Origin of the sequence: Marinobacter maroccanus (genome assembly GCF_002933275.1) — a bacterium.
GTDB classification, from domain to species: domain Bacteria; phylum Pseudomonadota; class Gammaproteobacteria; order Pseudomonadales; family Oleiphilaceae; genus Marinobacter; species Marinobacter maroccanus.
This window is the reverse complement of record NZ_PSSX01000020.1, coordinates 1-17,229: the sequence shown is the minus strand read 5'-3', so window position 1 is coordinate 17,229 and position 17,229 is coordinate 1. Positions and strand designations below refer to the sequence as shown.

Annotated in this window: 19 protein-coding genes and 1 tRNA gene; 6 read left to right on the top strand and 14 right to left on the bottom strand. The window is 56.2% G+C overall.

The window, feature by feature from the left end:
- Positions 1-55: 55 nt before the first annotated feature.
- The gene (locus tag KEHDKFFH_RS17140) at positions 56-370 is read right to left on the bottom strand and encodes an SCP2 sterol-binding domain-containing protein (RefSeq protein ID WP_104323036.1); all 315 of its coding nucleotides are present in this window, start codon (positions 368-370) and stop codon (positions 56-58) included.
- Between the two features lie 231 nt (positions 371-601).
- Here KEHDKFFH_RS17140 and sohB point away from each other — a divergent pair, with 231 nt between their 5' ends.
- The gene (gene sohB, locus KEHDKFFH_RS17135) at positions 602-1,663 is read left to right on the top strand and encodes a protease SohB (RefSeq protein ID WP_104323035.1); all 1,062 of its coding nucleotides are present in this window, start codon (positions 602-604) and stop codon (positions 1,661-1,663) included.
- 23 nt (positions 1,664-1,686) lie between these two features.
- Complete coding sequence (locus KEHDKFFH_RS17130) at positions 1,687-2,685, top strand: YhdH/YhfP family quinone oxidoreductase (RefSeq protein WP_104323034.1); 999 nt, start codon at positions 1,687-1,689, stop codon at positions 2,683-2,685.
- Positions 2,686-2,890: 205 nt separating this feature from the next.
- Here KEHDKFFH_RS17130 and KEHDKFFH_RS17125 read toward each other — a convergent pair whose 3' ends face one another.
- The 4 genes from KEHDKFFH_RS17125 to metH form a co-directional block, all read right to left on the bottom strand.
- Complete coding sequence (locus KEHDKFFH_RS17125; protein ID WP_104323033.1) at positions 2,891-3,397, bottom strand: DUF934 domain-containing protein; 507 nt, start codon at positions 3,395-3,397, stop codon at positions 2,891-2,893.
- A complete protein-coding gene (locus KEHDKFFH_RS17120) occupies positions 3,390-5,042 on the bottom strand; it encodes a nitrite/sulfite reductase (protein WP_104323032.1) in 1,653 nt (550 codons plus the stop codon). Before KEHDKFFH_RS17120 ends, KEHDKFFH_RS17125 begins: the two co-directional genes overlap by 8 nt.
- A 361-nt stretch (positions 5,043-5,403) precedes the next feature.
- Positions 5,404-5,640 (bottom strand): DUF2970 domain-containing protein, encoded by a 237-nt coding sequence (locus KEHDKFFH_RS17115; RefSeq protein ID WP_104323031.1) that lies wholly within the window; start codon positions 5,638-5,640, stop codon positions 5,404-5,406.
- Between the two features lie 33 nt (positions 5,641-5,673).
- Positions 5,674-9,372, bottom strand: coding sequence for a methionine synthase (metH, locus tag KEHDKFFH_RS17110; protein WP_104323030.1), 3,699 nt, complete (start codon positions 9,370-9,372; stop codon positions 5,674-5,676).
- A gap of 232 nt (positions 9,373-9,604) precedes the next feature.
- On the opposite strand from metH, the gene nfuA reads away from it, so the two are divergent.
- Entirely contained in the window at positions 9,605-10,192 is a 588-nt protein-coding gene (gene nfuA, locus KEHDKFFH_RS17105) for a Fe-S biogenesis protein NfuA (RefSeq protein ID WP_104323029.1), read from the top strand.
- A gap of 223 nt (positions 10,193-10,415) precedes the next feature.
- A complete protein-coding gene (locus tag KEHDKFFH_RS17100) occupies positions 10,416-11,609 on the top strand; it encodes a DUF445 domain-containing protein (protein WP_192875801.1) in 1,194 nt (397 codons plus the stop codon).
- A 15-nt stretch (positions 11,610-11,624) separates the two neighbouring features.
- Here KEHDKFFH_RS17100 and KEHDKFFH_RS17095 read toward each other — a convergent pair whose 3' ends face one another.
- The 5 genes from KEHDKFFH_RS17095 to KEHDKFFH_RS17075 form a co-directional block, all read right to left on the bottom strand.
- Positions 11,625-11,951 (bottom strand): TusE/DsrC/DsvC family sulfur relay protein, encoded by a 327-nt coding sequence (locus KEHDKFFH_RS17095; protein ID WP_104323028.1) that lies wholly within the window; start codon positions 11,949-11,951, stop codon positions 11,625-11,627.
- 3 nt (positions 11,952-11,954) lie between these two features.
- Positions 11,955-12,236: a sulfurtransferase complex subunit TusB gene (gene tusB, locus KEHDKFFH_RS17090; RefSeq protein WP_104323027.1), complete on the bottom strand. Its 282-nt coding sequence runs from the start codon at positions 12,234-12,236 to the stop codon at positions 11,955-11,957.
- A gap of 5 nt (positions 12,237-12,241) precedes the next feature.
- The gene (locus tag KEHDKFFH_RS17085; protein ID WP_104323026.1) at positions 12,242-12,592 is read right to left on the bottom strand and encodes a DsrE family protein; all 351 of its coding nucleotides are present in this window, start codon (positions 12,590-12,592) and stop codon (positions 12,242-12,244) included.
- Between the two features lie 2 nt (positions 12,593-12,594).
- Entirely contained in the window at positions 12,595-13,011 is a 417-nt protein-coding gene (gene tusD / locus KEHDKFFH_RS17080; protein ID WP_104323025.1) for a sulfurtransferase complex subunit TusD, read from the bottom strand.
- 103 nt (positions 13,012-13,114) lie between these two features.
- Positions 13,115-13,813 carry a Bax inhibitor-1/YccA family protein gene (locus KEHDKFFH_RS17075; RefSeq protein WP_104323024.1) on the bottom strand — a complete coding sequence of 233 codons (699 nt, stop codon included), beginning with the start codon at positions 13,811-13,813 and terminating at the stop codon, positions 13,115-13,117.
- Positions 13,814-14,024: 211 nt separating this feature from the next.
- On the opposite strand from KEHDKFFH_RS17075, the gene KEHDKFFH_RS17070 reads away from it, so the two are divergent.
- Together KEHDKFFH_RS17070 and KEHDKFFH_RS20505 are read left to right on the top strand one after the other, a co-directional pair.
- Positions 14,025-14,115 (top strand) — tRNA-Ser (locus tag KEHDKFFH_RS17070).
- 207 nt (positions 14,116-14,322) lie between these two features.
- Positions 14,323-14,454, top strand: a complete 132-nt coding sequence (locus KEHDKFFH_RS20505; protein WP_277872185.1) for a hypothetical protein — start codon at positions 14,323-14,325, stop codon at positions 14,452-14,454.
- 47 nt (positions 14,455-14,501) lie between these two features.
- Here KEHDKFFH_RS20505 and hemH read toward each other — a convergent pair whose 3' ends face one another.
- From hemH to KEHDKFFH_RS17045, 4 genes are all read right to left on the bottom strand, one after another.
- Entirely contained in the window at positions 14,502-15,611 is a 1,110-nt protein-coding gene (gene hemH / locus KEHDKFFH_RS17060; protein ID WP_104323022.1) for a ferrochelatase, read from the bottom strand.
- 37 nt (positions 15,612-15,648) lie between these two features.
- Positions 15,649-16,080: a protein tyrosine phosphatase family protein gene (locus KEHDKFFH_RS17055; protein WP_104323081.1), complete on the bottom strand. Its 432-nt coding sequence runs from the start codon at positions 16,078-16,080 to the stop codon at positions 15,649-15,651.
- Positions 16,081-16,176: 96 nt separating this feature from the next.
- Positions 16,177-16,602 carry a YeeE/YedE family protein gene (locus KEHDKFFH_RS17050; protein WP_104323021.1) on the bottom strand — a complete coding sequence of 142 codons (426 nt, stop codon included), beginning with the start codon at positions 16,600-16,602 and terminating at the stop codon, positions 16,177-16,179.
- A gap of 4 nt (positions 16,603-16,606) precedes the next feature.
- On the bottom strand, positions 16,607-17,044 hold the full coding sequence (locus tag KEHDKFFH_RS17045) for a YeeE/YedE family protein (RefSeq protein ID WP_104323020.1): 438 nt from the start codon (positions 17,042-17,044) through the stop codon (positions 16,607-16,609).
- Positions 17,045-17,229 lie beyond the last annotated feature (185 nt).

Genomic DNA, 17,229 nt, shown 5'->3' with positions numbered 1-17,229 from the left:
CACAAAAAAACCTGCGTCGAAACGCAGGTTTTGTCACAGCGCTTGCCGGGGGCAATCAGCCCATCTTGAACAGTTCGCCCAGCTTGGTTGCCAGCATCATATCGCCTTCAGCGCGCAGCTGACCCGCCATGAATGCCTGCATGCCGTCAGTCTCGCCGGAAACGATGCCCTGCAGGGTTTCGGAGTTCATGATCAGGGTAACGGAAGGATCGTCATGAGCGCCTTCGTGCTTACTACAGGTGCCGTCATTGATGACGAGGTGATAGGTCTTGTCGTCTTCGATGTCGAACTGGAATACCAGGTCCAGGCCTTGAGCTGCGTCTGCGTTGAAATTCTGTTCGAGTTGTTCAAATACCTGAGCTACAGACATTATTTTACCCTTTTGATGGTTGTCTAGTCATGATCACGACGGCTTGATGTCCCTGGCTGCACGAGCCTGATCGGGTGCCCGGGTAGAGCCGACCTCGCAATCCGACTTTATGGTTAGCGGTCGGCTCTGTCAAGATCGATCGAACGCTTGTTTTAATTTTTTTGCTCTCCTTATCACCATAAATTCGGTAAGTTACACTCTGGTCTTTGTACATCCAGTTGGAGAAGCACTTTGGAGTTCCTGACAGAATACGGTTTGTTTTTGGCCAAGATCGTTACTTTCGTGGTGGCGGCTCTGGTGGTGATCTCTGTCATCATGTCTGCCGCCCAGAAGGATCGGGGCGATAATGAGGGCGAGGGAGAGCTCAAGATCCGGAAGCTCAACGAGAAGTACGAAAAACTTCGCGAAACGATTCAGTCCCGGCTGATGTCTGATCAGCAACGCAAGGCGTTCCAGAAAGCCCGTAAGAAAGAGCAGAAGGCCGAGAAAAAAGCGGCCAAGGCGAAGAAAGATAACGCCGGGCAGGACGACAGTCGTGGTCGGGTTTACGTTCTCGATTTTGACGGTGATATCAAAGCCAGTGATACAGATCCGCTTCGCCGTGCCATTACCGCGGTATTGAGCACTGCTGATCCGGAAAAAGACGAAGTGGTTATCCGTCTGGAAAGCGGCGGCGGACTGGTTCACTCCTATGGTCTTGCGGCCGCCCAGCTGGATCGCATTCGCAGCAAGGGTGTGCGCCTTACCGCCTGTGTTGACAAGGTCGCGGCCAGCGGTGGTTACATGATGGCCTGTGTTGCCGACCGGATCGTCGCCTCGCCGTTTGCCATCCTGGGTTCTATTGGCGTGGTTGCCCAGCTCCCGAATTTCCACCGTTTTCTCAAAAAGAACGATGTGGACTTTGAAGTGCTGACCGCCGGCGAGCACAAACGCACCATGACCATTTTCGGTGAAAACACCGACAAAGGGCGTCAGAAATTTCTGGAAGATCTGGAAGACACCCACGGTCTCTTTAAAGAGTATGTGAGCGAACGACGCCCTGATCTGGACATTGCCGCGGTTGCCAATGGCGATATCTGGTTTGGCAAACGGGCGCTGGAGGTAAAACTGATCGATGAGATCAAAACCTCCGACGAATATCTCATTGAAGCCTGCGACCGCGCAGACGTAGTCTCAGTGGCATACCAGCGCAAACGCACCCTTCCGGAAAAGCTCGGGTTGGCAACCAGTGCGGCGCTTGAACACACGGTCTGGAAAGTGCTGGGTGCCTTCCGCAACCAGAAGTTCCAGTAGACCACTGAAAACGGGGAACAATGATGACAACCAATACCGAATTCAAAGCCTGGCGTGTTGAAGAGCAGAATGGTGAATATGTCGGTGCCGAGAAAACTCTGAGCACCAGCGACCTGCCCGATGGCGAGGTTCTGATCCGGGTCAGCCACTCCTCGCTTAACTACAAGGATGCGCTGTCAGCCTCCGGCAACAAGGGTGTCACCCGTTCTTTCCCCCATACACCGGGTATCGACGCCGCCGGTGAGGTTGTTGACTCTGCCACGGGCACGCCGTCGAATGGCAGCCCCGTTATCGTGACCGGCTACGATCTGGGTATGAACACCGACGGCGGCTTTGGCGAATACATCCGCGTGCCTGCTGCCTGGTGCGTCCCCATGCCTGCCGGCTGGAACGCTCGCACCGCCATGATCTATGGCACCGCCGGCCTCACCGCCGGGCTTTGTGTCCAGAAACTCCTGACCATGGGCGCCAAACCGGAGCAAGGCAAAGTCGCCGTTTCCGGAGCCTCCGGTGCTGTTGGCACCGTTGCGGTTGAGCTGCTTGCCAAACTCGGGTTTGACGTTGTCGCCATCAGCGGCAAGGCTGACCATGCGGACGATCTCAAGGCTCTTGGCGCCAAAGAAGTGGTCGGCCGTGAGACCCTGGCGGAAGAGAAGAAACCTCTGGTTAAACCTGCGTTTGCCAACGCCGTGGATACTGTAGGTGGTGGCCCGCTGGCGGAACTACTCAAGCAGATTCAGCCTGGTGGTTCCGTATCCTGCTGTGGCCTTGTCGCCGGTCCAAGTCTTCAGACCACCGTGCTGCCGTTTATCCTGCGAGGCGTGAATCTGCTGGGTGTGGATTCGGTAGAGATTCCGCTGGCGGACAAAGAAGCCGTGTGGAAGAAATTTGCCGGGGAGTGGGCATGTCCGAAAACTGAAGCTGCTGCCCGTGATATCGGCCGGAAGGACCTGGATGGCGCGTTGAAGGCGTTTCTGAAAGGTGAGTCGTCCGGGAAGATTGTTCTGGATCACTCCAGGTAATTCTTTCCGGTTGGTGTTGTTTGTCGGATTACGGCTTTGCCTAATCCGACCTACCGAACTCCGAAGCTTGGATAGAAGAGAGAGGATTCACTTTCCAAAACTGTGCGGAGCCATGGATGGCGGAGCCCAAGCGTCACAGGGATGTGCCGCAAGGAGCGTGTTTTGGAAAGTGAATCCTCTCTCTTCGTACTCTAAAGTCTGAAAACTAAGACGCCCGACGCCGGAACAGAGGGATTTCGGTGTCGGTTGCAGCCTGGTAGCCCTGACTGAAGAAGTTCAGGCATTTCTGCGCCTTGGTGATGTCCTTGTCGGCCCTCAGCACATAGGCATCGAATCCACAACGCTTCATGAACTGCAGCTGATCCAGCAGCACATCGCCGATGGCGCGTAGCTCATTCACGTAGCCAAAGCGCTCACGCAACAATCGGCCAATGCTATAACCCCGGCCATCACTGAACTTCGGGAAATTCACCGCAATCACCGGCAGCTCATTGACCCGGCCATCCAGGATCTCCGGTTCGTCGTGGCTGTCAAACCATACGCCGATATCCTGCCTTCCGGTGAAGTGCTCATAGCCGGCCAGCCAAAGATCCGCCGGGATCAATGCCGGCTGGTCCGCCGGAATGTCCAGCGATTCGCCTTCGGCCGGGCGGGGCACCACAACCCAGTTGTCCTGACGGATGCTGCCATCCGGAGAAATAACGTTAGGCATATACCCGCTCCTTGAAAGGATCAATTCCTACACGACGATAAGTATCCAGGAAGGTCTCTTCTTCCGTGCGCTTATCAACGTAGACATCAATGATTTTTGAAATCACCTGAGGCATCTCGTCTCGGGCAAACGACGGTCCCAGGATCTTGCCAATTGAGGCATCGTGATGGGACGACCCGCCAAGGCTGATCTGATAGAACTCCTGGCCCTTCTTGTCGACGCCGAGAACACCGATATTGCCAACATGGTGGTGCCCGCAGGCATTCATGCAGCCGGATATGTTCAGATCAATGTTGCCAAGGTCGTACAGGTAGTCCAGGTCATCGAACTGCCGCTGGATGGCCTCGGCCACCGGGATGGACTTGGCATTGGCCAGCGCGCAGTAATCGCCACCGGGGCAGCAGATGACATCCGTCAGGGTATTCAGGTTCGCGGTACCGAAGTCCATGGGGGTAATCGCCTGCCACAGCTCAAGCAGGCGATCCTGGCGCACATCGGCGAGAACAACATTCTGCTGGTGGGTTACCCGGACTTCGCCAAAGCTGAACTCGTCTGCCAGATCGGCAATCTGTTCCAGTTGTTTGTCGCTGACATCACCCGGAGGCGTGCCGGTCTTCTTCATGGTCAGTGTGACAATGGCGTAGCCCGGCTTTTTGTGGGTATCGACGTTGTGGGTCAGCCACTGATCGAAGCCCCGGTTCTCGAACCGCTGGCTCGCCAGCAGGTCCGTGGCATTATCCAGCACTGCGTAATCCGGCTCGGTGAAGTAGGCCTGAATGCGTTGAACCGCCTCCGGTGTCAGCCGGGTAGGGGAATCCTTGATGTGCTGCCACTCGGCTTCCACCTTCTCGGCAAAGCCCTCAGGCGTGAGCGCCTTCACCAGAATCTTGATCCGGGCCTTGAACTTGTTGTCCCGCCGGCCATAGCGGTTATAAACGCGTAGCACAGCTTCGAGATAGGTCAGCAGGTCCAGCTCCGGAAGGAACTGGCGAATAACCGGCCCGACCATGGGGGTGCGGCCGAGGCCACCGCCAACATGAACGCGGAAGCCGAGTTCACCAGCCTCATTGCGCACCATCTGCAGCCCGATATCGTGCACCTGGATGGCTGCGCGATCGGTATGCTCGGACGCATTCACGGCAACCTTGAATTTCCGTGGCAGGAAGGCGAATTCCGGGTGAAATGTGGACCACTGGCGAATAATTTCGCAATAGGGACGCGGGTCAGCGATTTCATCAGACTGGACGCCGGAGAACTGATCTGTGGTGGTGTTACGAATGCAGTTGCCGCTGGTCTGGTTGGCATGCATTTCCACTTCCGCAAGCTCTGCGAGAATGTCGGGAACGTCCTCCAGTGCCGGCCAGTTGAGCTGCACGTTCTGGCGGGTGGTGAAGTGCGCATAGCCTTTGTCGTAGTCCCGGGTAATCCGGGCAAGCCGGCGAAGCTGGTCCGAACGCATCATGCCGTAGGGAACACAGATCCTGAGCATAGGGGCAAGACGCTGAACGTACAGGCCGTTCTGCAGGCGAAGGGGAAGAAACTCGTCTTCTGCCAACTCTCCGGCCAGGGCCCTTTCGGTCTGATCACGGAACTGGGCAACCCTCTCGGCAGCCATTTGCCGATCGTGTTCATCGTATACGTACATAGTGGGAAGATCCTGCTTGAAAGCGACATATCGAGGCCGACGGCCTTATATCTGATGGGAAGGATAACAGCGGGTTTTTATTCTTAAAATGATTATTTCAAAATATGTTTATCGATTCAGGCGATAAGCAAGGGGAACAATGGACTGGACGAATATCAATTAACTGCTTAACTTAATAGAGGCAGCAGGGCCGCTGTGCTGTGCTGCCTGAAAATAAGAAAAACACGAGACACAACTCGGAAAGAGGAACAGACATGAAAAAGACCGTACGCTCTGATAGTCAGGCCGATGCCGTTGCCGCCGTTCTCCTGGTGGTCCTTGCCGTTGCGTTCGCCGTAGTCTGGGTGGCTGGCCAGTAATCCTACTGGCTTGCCAAGACCAGATTGACGATAACAATCAGGCCCACCACGAAGCTGGCTGTGAAAAGAATGCCGGCGATGATATAAGGCCAGGGGCTATGGCTTGAGAAGTCCTCTTCCCGGCGCTTGTCGGACTGCACTCCGAAAGCGCCGGCCAGAATGCTCTGCATGACTTTGAAAACGCCAGGTCCGCGTTGTTTTTTTTGATCCTTTTTCTCCGTCTCTGAAGACTGCGTCATACATCTGCCCCTGATCTCTGTCCCGACTGAAGCTTACTCTGCTGGATCGTAGGCCAGGCTTGGTGCAAGCCAGCGTTCCGCTTCCGCCTTGGAAATGCCTTTGCGTTCAGCATAGTCCTCAACCTGGTCGGCGCCAATTTTCCCTACCGCGAAGTACTTGGATTCCGGGTGGGCAAAGTACCAGCCCGACACTGCCGCGGTCGGGAACATGGCGAAATGCTCCGTCAGCTCGATGCCTGCAGTATCAGTGGCCTCCAGCAAGTTGAACAGGGTTTCCTTTTCGGTGTGGTCCGGACAGGCCGGATAGCCGGGCGCCGGGCGTATCCCACGGTACCTTTCCTTGATAAGGTCGTCATTGGCCAGCTTTTCACCAGCTGCGTAGCCCCAGAACTCCTGACGTACCCGCTCATGCATACGCTCTGCAAAAGCCTCCGCCAACCGGTCGGCCAAGGCCTTGACCATGATGGCGTTGTAATCGTCGTTGGCATCCTTGAACTCGACGGAAAACTCCTCTGCACCAATCCCGGTGGTCACAGCGAAACCGCCGACGTAATCCACAGTACCGGAGCCTTCAGGGGCGACGAAATCAGACAGTGCCATCATCGCTTTGCCGGGTGCTTTTTCATCCTGCTGCCGGAGGTGGTGCAGGGTGGTCAGTTCCTCGCTGCACGAATCATCGGTGTACAACACGATATCGTCGCCGCGGCGGTTGGCGGGCCAGAACCCGATGACGCCACGGGCTGACACCCGTTTTTCATCAATCATCCGGTGCAGAATCTTCTGGGCATCATCAAAGAGGTGACGCGCTGCCTCGCCCCGCTTGGGATCATCAAAGATAGCCGGGTACTTGCCGGAAATGTCCCAGGACAGGAAGAACGGTGTCCAGTCGATGTAATCCACAAGCTCATTAAGATCATATTCCTCGAACACCCGAATACCGGTGAACGCCGGCTTGGGAGGCTGGTAGCCCTCGAAGGAGATATCCGGGGCGCGATCGCGGGCTTCCTTCAGGGAGACCAGTTTGGTGCGGTCGCCCCGGTTCTTGCGGCGCTCGCGGATCTCGTCGTATTCCGTGCGGGCAGCTTCCACCAGATCCGGTTTCGCGGTTTTACTGAGCAGCTGGGATGCCACGTTCACGCAACGAGACGCGTCCGACACGTACAGAGCGATATCGTTCTTGTACTGGGGCTCGATCTTCACGGCCGTGTGGGCCTTCGAGGTTGTAGCACCGCCGATCATCAGCGGAATGTTGAAATCCAGACGCTGCATCTCACGGGCCACGTGCACCATCTCATCCAGCGATGGTGTGATCAGACCGCTGAGACCAATGATGTCGACATCGTGCTCCTTGGCGGCGGCCAGGATCTTGTCGCAGGGCACCATCACGCCGAGGTCGATCACCTCATAGTTGTTGCACTGCAGTACCACGCCCACGATGTTCTTGCCGATATCGTGCACATCGCCTTTCACCGTGGCCATGAGGATCTTGCCCTTGGCTTTCTGGTCTTCGGTTTTCTCCGCCTCGATATAGGGGATCAGGTGCGCCACCGCCTGCTTCATTACCCGGGCGCTCTTCACCACCTGGGGCAGGAACATCTTGCCGTCACCAAACAGGTCGCCGACCACGTTCATGCCATCCATCAGGGGGCCTTCGATCACCTCGATGGGATGTGTGGCCCTCTGGCGGCAGGCTTCGGTGTCGTCCACGATGTAGGTGGTGATCCCCTTGACCAGCGCATGCTCCAGGCGTTTTTCCACTGGCCACTCACGCCAGGCGAGGTCTTCCTCCTGGGTTTTGCCGCCTTTGCCTTTGTAGCGCTCGGCAATCTCGAGCAGCCGGTCGGTGCCATCGTCCCGGCGGTTCAGGACAACGTCTTCGACCAGCTCTTTCAGCTCCGGGTCGATCTCATCGTAGATCACCAGCTGGCCGGGGTTCACAATCCCCATGTTCATGCCAGCCTTGATGGCGTGATAGAGGAAGACCGAATGAATGGCCTCCCGGACCACGTCATTGCCCCGGAATGAGAAGGATACGTTGCTCACACCACCGGAAATGGAGGTATGGGGCAGGTTGTCACGAATCCAGCGGGTGGCGTTGATAAAGTCCACCGCGTAGTTGTTGTGCTCTTCGATGCCGGTGGCAATGGCAAAGATGTTCGGATCGAAAATGATATCGGCGGGGTTAAAGCCAATTCCGGTCAGGACATCGTAGGAGCGCTTGCAGATTTCGGTCTTGCGTTCGTAGGTGTCAGCCTGGCCCTTTTCATCAAAAGCCATCACGACCACTGCCGCGCCATAGCGCATGCAGTCTCTGGCGCGCTTGATGAACTCCTCCTCGCCTTCCTTGAGGCTGATGGAATTCACCACGGCCTTGCCCTGGATACAGCGCAGGCCCGCCTCGATCACATCCCACTTGGAGGAGTCGATCATGATCGGCACCCGCGAGATATCCGGCTCGGAGGCGACGAGGTTCAGGAAGGTAACCATCACCTCCTTCGACTCCAGCATGCCTTCATCCATGTTGATGTCGATAATCTGGGCACCGTTTTCAACCTGGTCCCGGGCAACGCTGAGGGCTTCTTCGTACTGCTCTTCCTTGATCAGACGCAGGAAGCGCTTGGAGCCGGTAACGTTGGTTCGCTCTCCCACGTTAATGAACAGAACGTTGTCGTCACCGGTGAACGGCTCGAGGCCGGACAGGCGCAATGCCTTGGGGCGCTCGGGAATCTTCCGGGGTGGGTACTTGGCGACTGCCTGGGCAATCGCTTCGATGTGGTCCGGTCGTGAGCCACAGCAGCCACCGATGATGTTCAGGAAGCCGTCACGAGCGAAGCCTTCAATGATCTCGGCCATTTCCTCGGGTGTCTGATCGTATTCACCAAACTCGTTGGGAAGCCCGGCGTTCGGGTGGGCGCTGACATAGGTTTCCGCCTTGGCCGACAGCTCTTCAACATAAGGACGCAGGGCGTCCGCACCCAGCGCGCAGTTCAGGCCAACGGAAATGGGTTTGGCGTGGGCCACGGAGTTCCAGAAGGCTTCAGTGGTCTGACCGGAAAGGGTTCGGCCGGAGGCATCGGTGATGGTGCCGGAAATCATGATCGGCAGGGTGATGCCGCTGTTTTCGAAGTACTGCTGGGTAGCGTAGATTGCCGCCTTGGCGTTGAGGGTATCGAAAATGGTTTCGATCAGGATCAGGTCGCAGCCGCCCTCAACGAGGCCTTCTACCGCCTCGTAATAGTTGTCGACCAGGGTCTGGAAGTCGACGTTCCGGTAACCCGGGTTGTTCACGTCCGGGGAGATGGAGGCCGTGCGGGATGTGGGCCCAACTGCACCGGCCACAAAGCGCGGCTTGTCCGGATTTTTGGCGGTGTATTCATCCGCGATCTGACGGGCCAGCTGGGCGGCGGCCACGTTGAGTTCCTTGGCAATCTCCTCCAGTCCGTAGTCTGCCTGGGAAAGCTGTGTGGAGTTGAAGGTATTGGTTTCGATGATGTCGGCGCCAGCGTCCAGGTAATCCGCATGGATGTTGCGGAGCAGGGCGGGCTGGGTCAGGTTCAGGAGGTCGTTGTTACCCTGGACTTCCCGGTCATAGTCGGCAAACCGATCGCCACGGAACGCCTTCTCGTCCAGCTTGAGATTCTGGATCATGGTGCCCATGCCGCCATCAAGGATCACAATGCGTTCCTTCAGGGCCTTGTGGAGCTGGTCGAGACGAGTGCTGCGATCGGTCATAGAATTACTTCCGGATGTCGTTAATAACGCTGTAATAATTTCAATGGCGCGGGATCATAGCAAAAATGCCTGAGCCCGTCTTAGTACGAATGACGATTATCAATTGCCTTTCGCAAATACCTGCCAATACGGGAAATTCATTACCTTCGTAAAGCCCGACTATTTTACTTGGTCTTTCATGTTCCCGCGAACTCCCTTAAAATGAACTCAAACTTTCAAACGGGTTGAAAACATGGCTCAGGTTACTGTGACAGATCCCGCACGGGATTATCTTGCACAACTTATCGAAAAACAGGACGTGGAAGGCATGGGCGTGCGTATTTTCGTTACCCAGCCCGGCACCAAGAATGCCGAGACCTGTCTGGCCTACTGCCCGCCCAATGAGGTAGTGCCTACGGACGAGCAGGTGGATCTGGACAAATTCATCCTGTACCTGGATCACAATTCCATGCCTTTTCTGGAAGAGGCGTACGTGGATTACTCCAAGGACCAGATGGGTGGTCAGCTCACCATCAAGGCACCAAATGCAAAAGTGCCCAAGATTGATGACGATGCGCCTCTACCGGATCGGGTGAATTATATTCTGGCTTCCGAGATCAATCCGAACCTGGCTGCCCATGGCGGCGAGGTATCTCTTGTAGAGATCGTCGACGAATCCGTGGCGGTGCTGCGTTTCGGCGGCGGTTGTCAGGGTTGCTCTGCGGTAAGTCTGACCCTGAAGCAGGGCGTTGAATCAACTCTGAAGGAGCGCGTACCGGAAATAACGGCCGTACGTGATGTGACCGACCACTCCTACACTGAAAACGCTTACTACCAGTAAGAAGGCTATCTCTCCCAGGTGTATCGCGTCCCTCTGGACGCGATACCTGTTTCTCGCTGCCGCAATACCGTCGTCACCATGGCTACACGGCCAATGTTGTGACATTTCAATTACTTCATCATTCGTCGCATACACAGAAACATCAGGCAGGTACTATCCTGTTTGCCTGATAACGGCACTATTACCGGCTTAACCGGATTACATTCTCACACCGGGGTCACACTTGTTCGACGTTGCGCTTCTGTCCGTGCCTCTCATGGCTGCCGTGGTTGGCTGGCTGACCAACTGGCTTGCCATCCAGATGTCCTTCTATCCGGTCCAGTTCATCGGCCTGGGCCTGGTGGGCTGGCAGGGGGTTATCCCCCGCAAGGCAGAGAAAATGGCCCACATCTGCATCGACAGGACCCTCCAGCAATTCGGCGACCTGAACGCCGTCTACCAGAAGCTCGAACCCCAGCGCATCGTTGAACAGGTTATTTCCCAGGTTACCCCAAGGATGGATGAGTACATTGATGAAGTCATGTATGAGATCCAGCCCGTTCTCTGGGACAACCTGCCTTTGTTTGTGAGAAACCGGATATACCAGTGGGCCCGGGAGCAGATGCCGTCCAGGGTCGAGGATCTGGTTGAGGACTTCGGCGACGATCTGGATGAGCTGGTGGATCTCAAGGCGCTGCTCAGCCGGGAACTGGAGAAGCATCCGGATATGATGAACCGGATCTTCCAGCAAGCCGGTGCAGTGGAACTGCAATCGGTGATCAACCGTGGCGCGATTATCGGCGGCATTCTGGGAGCGGTTCTTGTGCCTTTATGGACTCGCTATCCGGAGCCCTGGCTGCTGCCACTGGGGGGCTTTGTGGTCGGGCTTGTAACCAACTGGATTGCGATCAACCTGATCTTTGCGCCTCTCAGGCCCCGGCGGTTTCTGTTCTGGAAAATCCAGGGGCTGTTTCTGCGCAGGCAACCGGAGATCAGCGATGTCTGGGCAAGACTGGTGGCGGAAGAGCTGATCACGGTCGAGAAAGTCGCCGACGCCATGATCAACGGCAGCCATGGCGACAGGACCCGGGCGATCATCCAGAAACACTTGCGGCCCCTACTGGACAACTCTGTGATCATGAAGCTGACAGCTCAGGTGACCATGGGCATGACGGGTTATACGGAGCTGCAAAGGGTCATGAACCAAAAGGCCGTCTTGGCTACCGGGGATGTGTTCAGTGATCCGGCGTTCAACCGGGAGCGGGCACCCGTAGTCGCAGAAGTTCTGTCGGGCCAGATGAAAGCGCTAAAACCCGATGAATTCCAGGATATTCTTCGCCCGGCGTTCCGGGAAGAAGAAGCACAGTTGATGTTCGTGGGAGGTCTTTTCGGCGCTCTGGCCGGGCTGCTTCAGTTTCTGTTCCTCGCGGGCTTTTAAAATGGCCTCAAAGCACTAAAGACAATTTGTGGGGCGTGGCAGGCCGGCAATCCGGCAAGCGGTTTTTGCAGGTGTGCCGGGAAACAACTGCATCAAATAAATGCTGTTGCCCTTTTCTTCGCCCAGCGCCTCTTTAACCGCCTTCACGAACAGGCGGTTTGAGGGTGGCGACATTTCATGTTCTTTATAAAAAGAACGAAGGAACCTTATGATTTCCCAGTGTTTCTCACTGAGATCCACCTCATCCTCGGCCGCAATGGCCGCCGCGACACCTTCTGTCCATTCCTGAGCGTCTTCAAGAAAGCCTTCGTTGTTTCGTTCTGGCATTACGTTACTGACCATGGTCTACCAACTGATTACCTTTTGCGCCTCTAATGTAAGAGTAACCATCTCCGTGAAGTCCACGGAGATGGCATTGCCCGCAATATGTCCGAGCCCACGTGCATCAACGTCTGGAGCGAGGGCAAATACCTTGCTGGCGTCCGGCAGTTGCCCGGTCGCCAGCAAAAGGACGCCACTGCCGGTCAGTAGAAGGCCATCTCCGGCCGCCATCATTTCCATGCATCGGTTCGCCCGCGGATGTTCCGGGGATTTATTCAATATGTGCAATGTCTGGATGTCAGTCATCGGGGCTAACCTGCGAACGCAGTATGGTCATATTCAGAGAGGAGAGCGGCATCATTATTCACCAGAGTCACGCCGTCAATCAGCGAGCTCTCTTCAAGGCCGTAGCTTTTACAGGAGGCCCTATCAGCCAGGATTGCTTCAATCCCGAAGATCGGCGCTGCAGACAGATTCTTTTCCACGGTCTTCTGTCCGATCCCTCCGGCGTCCTGAGATTGCCTCAGCCAGTTAACCCCGGCCCCGGTGAAAAGCAATGATGCCGGCTGGTCGAACGCTGCCAGCGAAAACGCCATGTCCAGGGCTTCCCGGCCGGTCCACGCGCCGTAGGGGGGCTGGTCAATCATGATCAAAGTACTCATGGTCAGTCTCCGGCGTGGAAGTAGAGCGTGCGCGTGGATTTGATGCGTCCTTCGACCCATTCTCCGAGACCGGCGATTTCAAACGGGTGACGCAGGTTGGCCGCCGGCAACTCATAGCGTTTCTGCTCGGTTTCGTCGACCAGGCCGCGACGCAGGGCCGAGGCAATGCAGGCAACGCCGGAAATACTGTGATCGGCCAGGAACCGGGACCACTCTTCTGGCCAGTGGGTTTCGTCAGACGGTGGCGCGCAAAGTGCGGAGGCAAGATGCACTCCGTCACCGTAGAGAAAAACCCGGTCAATGCGGTGACCGGCATTTACGGCAGCCTGTGCAAAACCAAGCGCCGTCTCGGGCGCCTGGGACGAGTAGGGCGCGCCGGTGATTACCAGAGTGAAGGTTTCAGAAGCGGTTTCCGACATGGTTCCTGTTCGTTCCTGATCTGCCGTGTACAGGCTTTCAGTGTACCGAAAGCAAAAACCCCGGCAACTGCCGGGGTTTTCAAGCGGCTAATTCAGCCTGGTATCAATCTCCGCCACTGAACGCAGACAGCAGGTGCAGCAGGCTGACGAACAGGTTGTAGATGGATACATACAGACCCACGGTGGCAATCACGTAGTTGCGCTCACCACCCTTGATGATCTGGCTGGTCTCAAACAGGATCATGATGGACGCAAAAATGGTGAAGCCAGCGGATACTGCCAGATGCAGAACCGAGCTCTCCATCAGGAAGGCCAGCAGCATGGCGCCGATCAGCACAAACGCACCAGCGGTCAGGAAGCTGGACATGAAGCTGAAGTCTTTTTTGGTGATGATTGCTGTGGCGGACAGACCGACAAACGCAACAGCGGTCAGTGTCAGCGCCTGGGCGACAATCGAGGACGCGCCGGCAGCCACAAACGCGCCGATGATCGGGCCCAGGGTGTAACCCATGAAGCCGGTCAGGGCGAACGTGGTCAGAATGCCCCAGGGGCTGTTCTTCAGCTTATAGGTTGCGAACAGCAGGCCAATGTAGCCCACGATAGTGATCAGGAAGCCCGGGTGGGTTCCGTTCATGTTCAGGAATGCTGTCAGCGCCGAGAAGGCGAGGGTCATGCCCAGCAGCATGTAGGTGTTGCGCAACACCTTCATCGCATCATCGCTGATGCCTGTAGTCGCGCGCTCCGTCTGGGGAGTCGAATAGGCTCCCTGAGAGTTCTGAACGCCGAATCGTCTGTCTTCCATTGTCATCTCCGTTTATAACGACTGGATACTGTGTCCCATAATAGTGTCAGATACGCAACTTTCAATCATTTACGACAGGAAACCGCCTCCCGGATTCCATTAAAAACCGTTAATGTTGAAAAATGCGGCGGGTTTTATGCAGAGCGTTGACAGCACAGGCAATTCCGGTATCATGCACACCGCTGTCGCAATGGCGGCGAATGGAAAAACCGGTGGGCTGGCAGAGTGGCTGAATGCAGCGGTCTTGAAAACCGCCGAAGGTTAGTAGCCTTCCCGGGGTTCGAATCCCTGGCCCACCGCCATTTTTTCCTCTTATCTTTTCTTCTGAAGTGCCTCCTCTCCCAAAGCGTCAACTGTTCTCGAATCGCCGTGGTTATCCCTACTTGGATTGGGGCCAGTTAACCCTCATCATTAGAGTGTAGATTCTTCGAGGGCTTGTTATGACCGACTTTCAACATCTTGAGTCACCTGACTCCAGTTCAGCCGAACGTCGCGATCGGAAGTTTTCTGTGTCCGCAAATCGGGGCAAGGCGAGTCATAAGGTGCGTTACGTGGAAGCCGGCGGTGCAGCGGTGGATACGGAAGAGTGCACGTTCTGCCAGTCTGTACCGGATCTTTCCGTAGATACGAAGGAGAAGTGAGAAAACCGGAGCAGCTGATGCCGCCCCGGTACTGAGGCTGTGTCGGATCAGAGATCCCGGCCCGGATAAATCATCTCTTTCTGCTCATCGGCTCTTTGTTGCCTGGCAGCCAGAGCCTCAGGTTCGTTCTTCGGCACCTGCCAGCCTTCCAGGTTCTCTTCGATCAGTTTCACCAGGGCTTCGATATGACCGGGTGTGGCGTTCAGCGCGGTTATATAGCTGAATCCTTCGCCACCGGCCTCCATGAAGTACTCTCGGTTCTCCTCGTCGATTTCCTCAATGGTTTCCAGGCAATCTGATGAGAAGCCGGGGCAGAACACATCAATAGATTTCACGCCTTTGCCTGGCAGGGATTTCAGGGTTTCATCGGTGTACGGCTTGAGCCACTCTTCCTTGCCAAATCTTGACTGGAAAGTGGTCATGTAGTCTTCCTTGCTCAGACCGAGCCGTTCCGCCAGCAGTCGTGAGGTTTTGTGGCACTCACAGTGATATGGATCGCCTTTGGTGAGGTACTTCAGTGGCACCCCGTGGTAGGAGAGCACCAGCTTCTGGTTGCGCCCGTGGTTCGCCCAATGCGCTTCGATATGGCGCGCCATGGCTTCAATGTAAGGCGGGTAATCCGGGTAGTGGGAAATAAACCGGAAATCCGGCAGCCAGCGTCGCTTGGTGAAATCTTTGGCAATGGCATCGAAGGTGGATGCAGAGGTCGAGGCGGAGTATTGCGGATACAGCGGCAAAACCAGCAGCTTCCGCACGCCCTGTTCCTGCATCTCGTCCAGAACCCGGGCGATCGACGGGTTGCCATAACGCATGGCAAACCCGACGACCACATTGGGGCCATACTTGCGTTTCAGCGCCTCACGGATGCCCTCGGCCTGCTTTGCGGTGTGCAGCAGCAGGGGAGAACCCTCGGGCTGCCAGACGCTGGAATAGGCCTCTGCGCTCCGCTTGGGACGAATTCGCAGGATTACTCCGTGCAGGATCAGCCACCACAGAGGCCTTGGCAGCTCCACCACCCGCGGGTCGGAGAGAAATTCAGCCAGGTAGCGGCGGAGTGCCGACGTGGTCGGGGCGTCCGGGGTACCCAGGTTGGTGACCAGCACGCCCAATCGGTCAGATTGGTTGTGGCTGAAATTCTCGGAACCTTTGTATTGCATGCGGTGGATCCTGAACGTTGATTAGGCGGTTGGTTTATCAGCCTTTCTCTGCGGCTTGCTGTGCCATCCTTGGAGCAAGGCCGGAAATGTCGTAACCGGCGTTGCGTGCCTTGGTAAAGATTTCATTGGCTGACGTGTTTCGCGCCGCACTCAGTGCCCAGAGAACGGTACACCGGGTTCCGGAGCGGCAGAATGCCAGTACGGGTTTTTCGGCGTCCCGGATCATTGGTGCAAAGCGGTTTACGTCGTCATCAGTGATATTGCCCGACTCCACTGGCATGTACACCCACTCAAGGCCCTGTTCCCGGGCCGCTGTTTCAATGTCCGCCATAGCCGGCTGGCCGGGCTCTTCGTGATCGGGGCGGTTTGCCACCAGGGTCTTGAAGCCCAGCTTCGCGGCTTCCGCCACATCTGCGACTGAAATCTGGGGCGCTACGGAAATGTTGTCATCGATCTTTCTGATATCCATGAATGCCTTCTCCGAATCGGGTATTGAAGCTGCCGCCATGATCGCACAGCCTCCGCGCTGTGTCAGAGTGGCGGCAGGGAATTTAACAGAAACTACTCAAGCTTTCGCTCGGCTGCGCTCAATCACCTCGAAGATGCCCATGCCCGCGACCATGGCTGCTAAAAACACCGCCGCCTTGATTTCACCGGCACCGAGCGCTACCAGCCCCGGTCCGGGGCAGAAACCGGCAATGCCCCAGCCAACACCAAACATCAGACCGCCCAGGATCAGCCGTTTATCGATGTGACTGCTGGATGGCATTTTCATGTGGTAACCGAGGAAGGAAAGGGTGCGCTTGCGGGCTACGGCAAACGCGACCACGCCAACCATGATGGCGCCGCCCATCACAAAGGCCAGTGACGGATCCCAGAGACCAGCAATATCGAGAAAGCCAAGCACCTTCTCGGGATTTGCCATACCGGATACGATGAGGCCCAGACCAAACACCAGGCCGGCAAACAGGGAAGCAAGAGAAAATTTCATAGCATCAGACTCCCAGCAGATGACGAATGACATACACGGTGACAAACCCGGCACCCATGAAACTCAGGGTGGCTGCCAGGGAGCGAAGCGATAGCCGAGAGAGGCCGCAAACCCCATGCCCACTGGTGCAGCCGGAACCGTATCGAGTGCCGACACCCACCAAAAGCCCGGCAATAATCAGCGCCGGGTACCCGGCCTCGATTTCAATGGGAGGAAGTTCAGCGGCCAGTATCCAGACGACCGGTGCGCCGATCAGCCCGGCGAGGAACGCCAACCGCCAGGCTATATCGCCCTTTGCCGGTGAAAGAAGGCCGCCAAGTATTCCGCTGATCCCTGCAATCCGCCCATTCAAAAGCAGAAAGCTGGCTGCGGCAATGCCCACCAGAATGCCACCCACCAGTGCGGACCAGGGGGTGAAGTTACTCCACGCGATTTCAATCATCTGATACTCCGAACGTTAGACGTGGTTGATTTGGAATAAGCATATATCTTGGGGCAATAATACCAAAAAAAAGGTTCATCGCAGGTTAGCGTGAAAAAGTAGGAGACGGCGGTAAAACCGGTTAGTTTTGAGTTCGCCAAAACAACAAAATTAACCAATCCACCGCCGTCCCTATGAATGCTAAT

Coding starts and splice junctions, on each gene's coding strand:
- metH (WP_104323030.1), bottom strand. CDS start 9,372: ATGACCGATCGCAGCACTCGTCTCGACCAGCTCCACAAGGCCCTGAAG.
- nfuA (WP_104323029.1), top strand. CDS start 9,605: ATGGCTCAGGTTACTGTGACAGATCCCGCACGGGATTATCTTGCACAA.
- KEHDKFFH_RS17085 (WP_104323026.1), bottom strand. CDS start 12,592: ATGAGTACTTTGATCATGATTGACCAGCCCCCCTACGGCGCGTGGACC.
- tusB (WP_104323027.1), bottom strand. CDS start 12,236: ATGACTGACATCCAGACATTGCACATATTGAATAAATCCCCGGAACAT.
- tusD (WP_104323025.1), bottom strand. CDS start 13,011: ATGTCGGAAACCGCTTCTGAAACCTTCACTCTGGTAATCACCGGCGCG.
- KEHDKFFH_RS17115 (WP_104323031.1), bottom strand. CDS start 5,640: ATGACGCAGTCTTCAGAGACGGAGAAAAAGGATCAAAAAAAACAACGC.
- KEHDKFFH_RS17055 (WP_104323081.1), bottom strand. CDS start 16,080: ATGGATATCAGAAAGATCGATGACAACATTTCCGTAGCGCCCCAGATT.
- KEHDKFFH_RS17140 (WP_104323036.1), bottom strand. CDS start 370: ATGTCTGTAGCTCAGGTATTTGAACAACTCGAACAGAATTTCAACGCA.
- KEHDKFFH_RS17075 (WP_104323024.1), bottom strand. CDS start 13,813: ATGGAAGACAGACGATTCGGCGTTCAGAACTCTCAGGGAGCCTATTCG.
- KEHDKFFH_RS17045 (WP_104323020.1), bottom strand. CDS start 17,044: ATGATTGAAATCGCGTGGAGTAACTTCACCCCCTGGTCCGCACTGGTG.
- KEHDKFFH_RS17125 (WP_104323033.1), bottom strand. CDS start 3,397: ATGCCTAACGTTATTTCTCCGGATGGCAGCATCCGTCAGGACAACTGG.
- KEHDKFFH_RS17120 (WP_104323032.1), bottom strand. CDS start 5,042: ATGTACGTATACGATGAACACGATCGGCAAATGGCTGCCGAGAGGGTT.
- hemH (WP_104323022.1), bottom strand. CDS start 15,611: ATGCAATACAAAGGTTCCGAGAATTTCAGCCACAACCAATCTGACCGA.
- KEHDKFFH_RS17095 (WP_104323028.1), bottom strand. CDS start 11,951: ATGGTCAGTAACGTAATGCCAGAACGAAACAACGAAGGCTTTCTTGAA.
- KEHDKFFH_RS17050 (WP_104323021.1), bottom strand. CDS start 16,602: ATGAAATTTTCTCTTGCTTCCCTGTTTGCCGGCCTGGTGTTTGGTCTG.
- KEHDKFFH_RS17130 (WP_104323034.1), top strand. CDS start 1,687: ATGACAACCAATACCGAATTCAAAGCCTGGCGTGTTGAAGAGCAGAAT.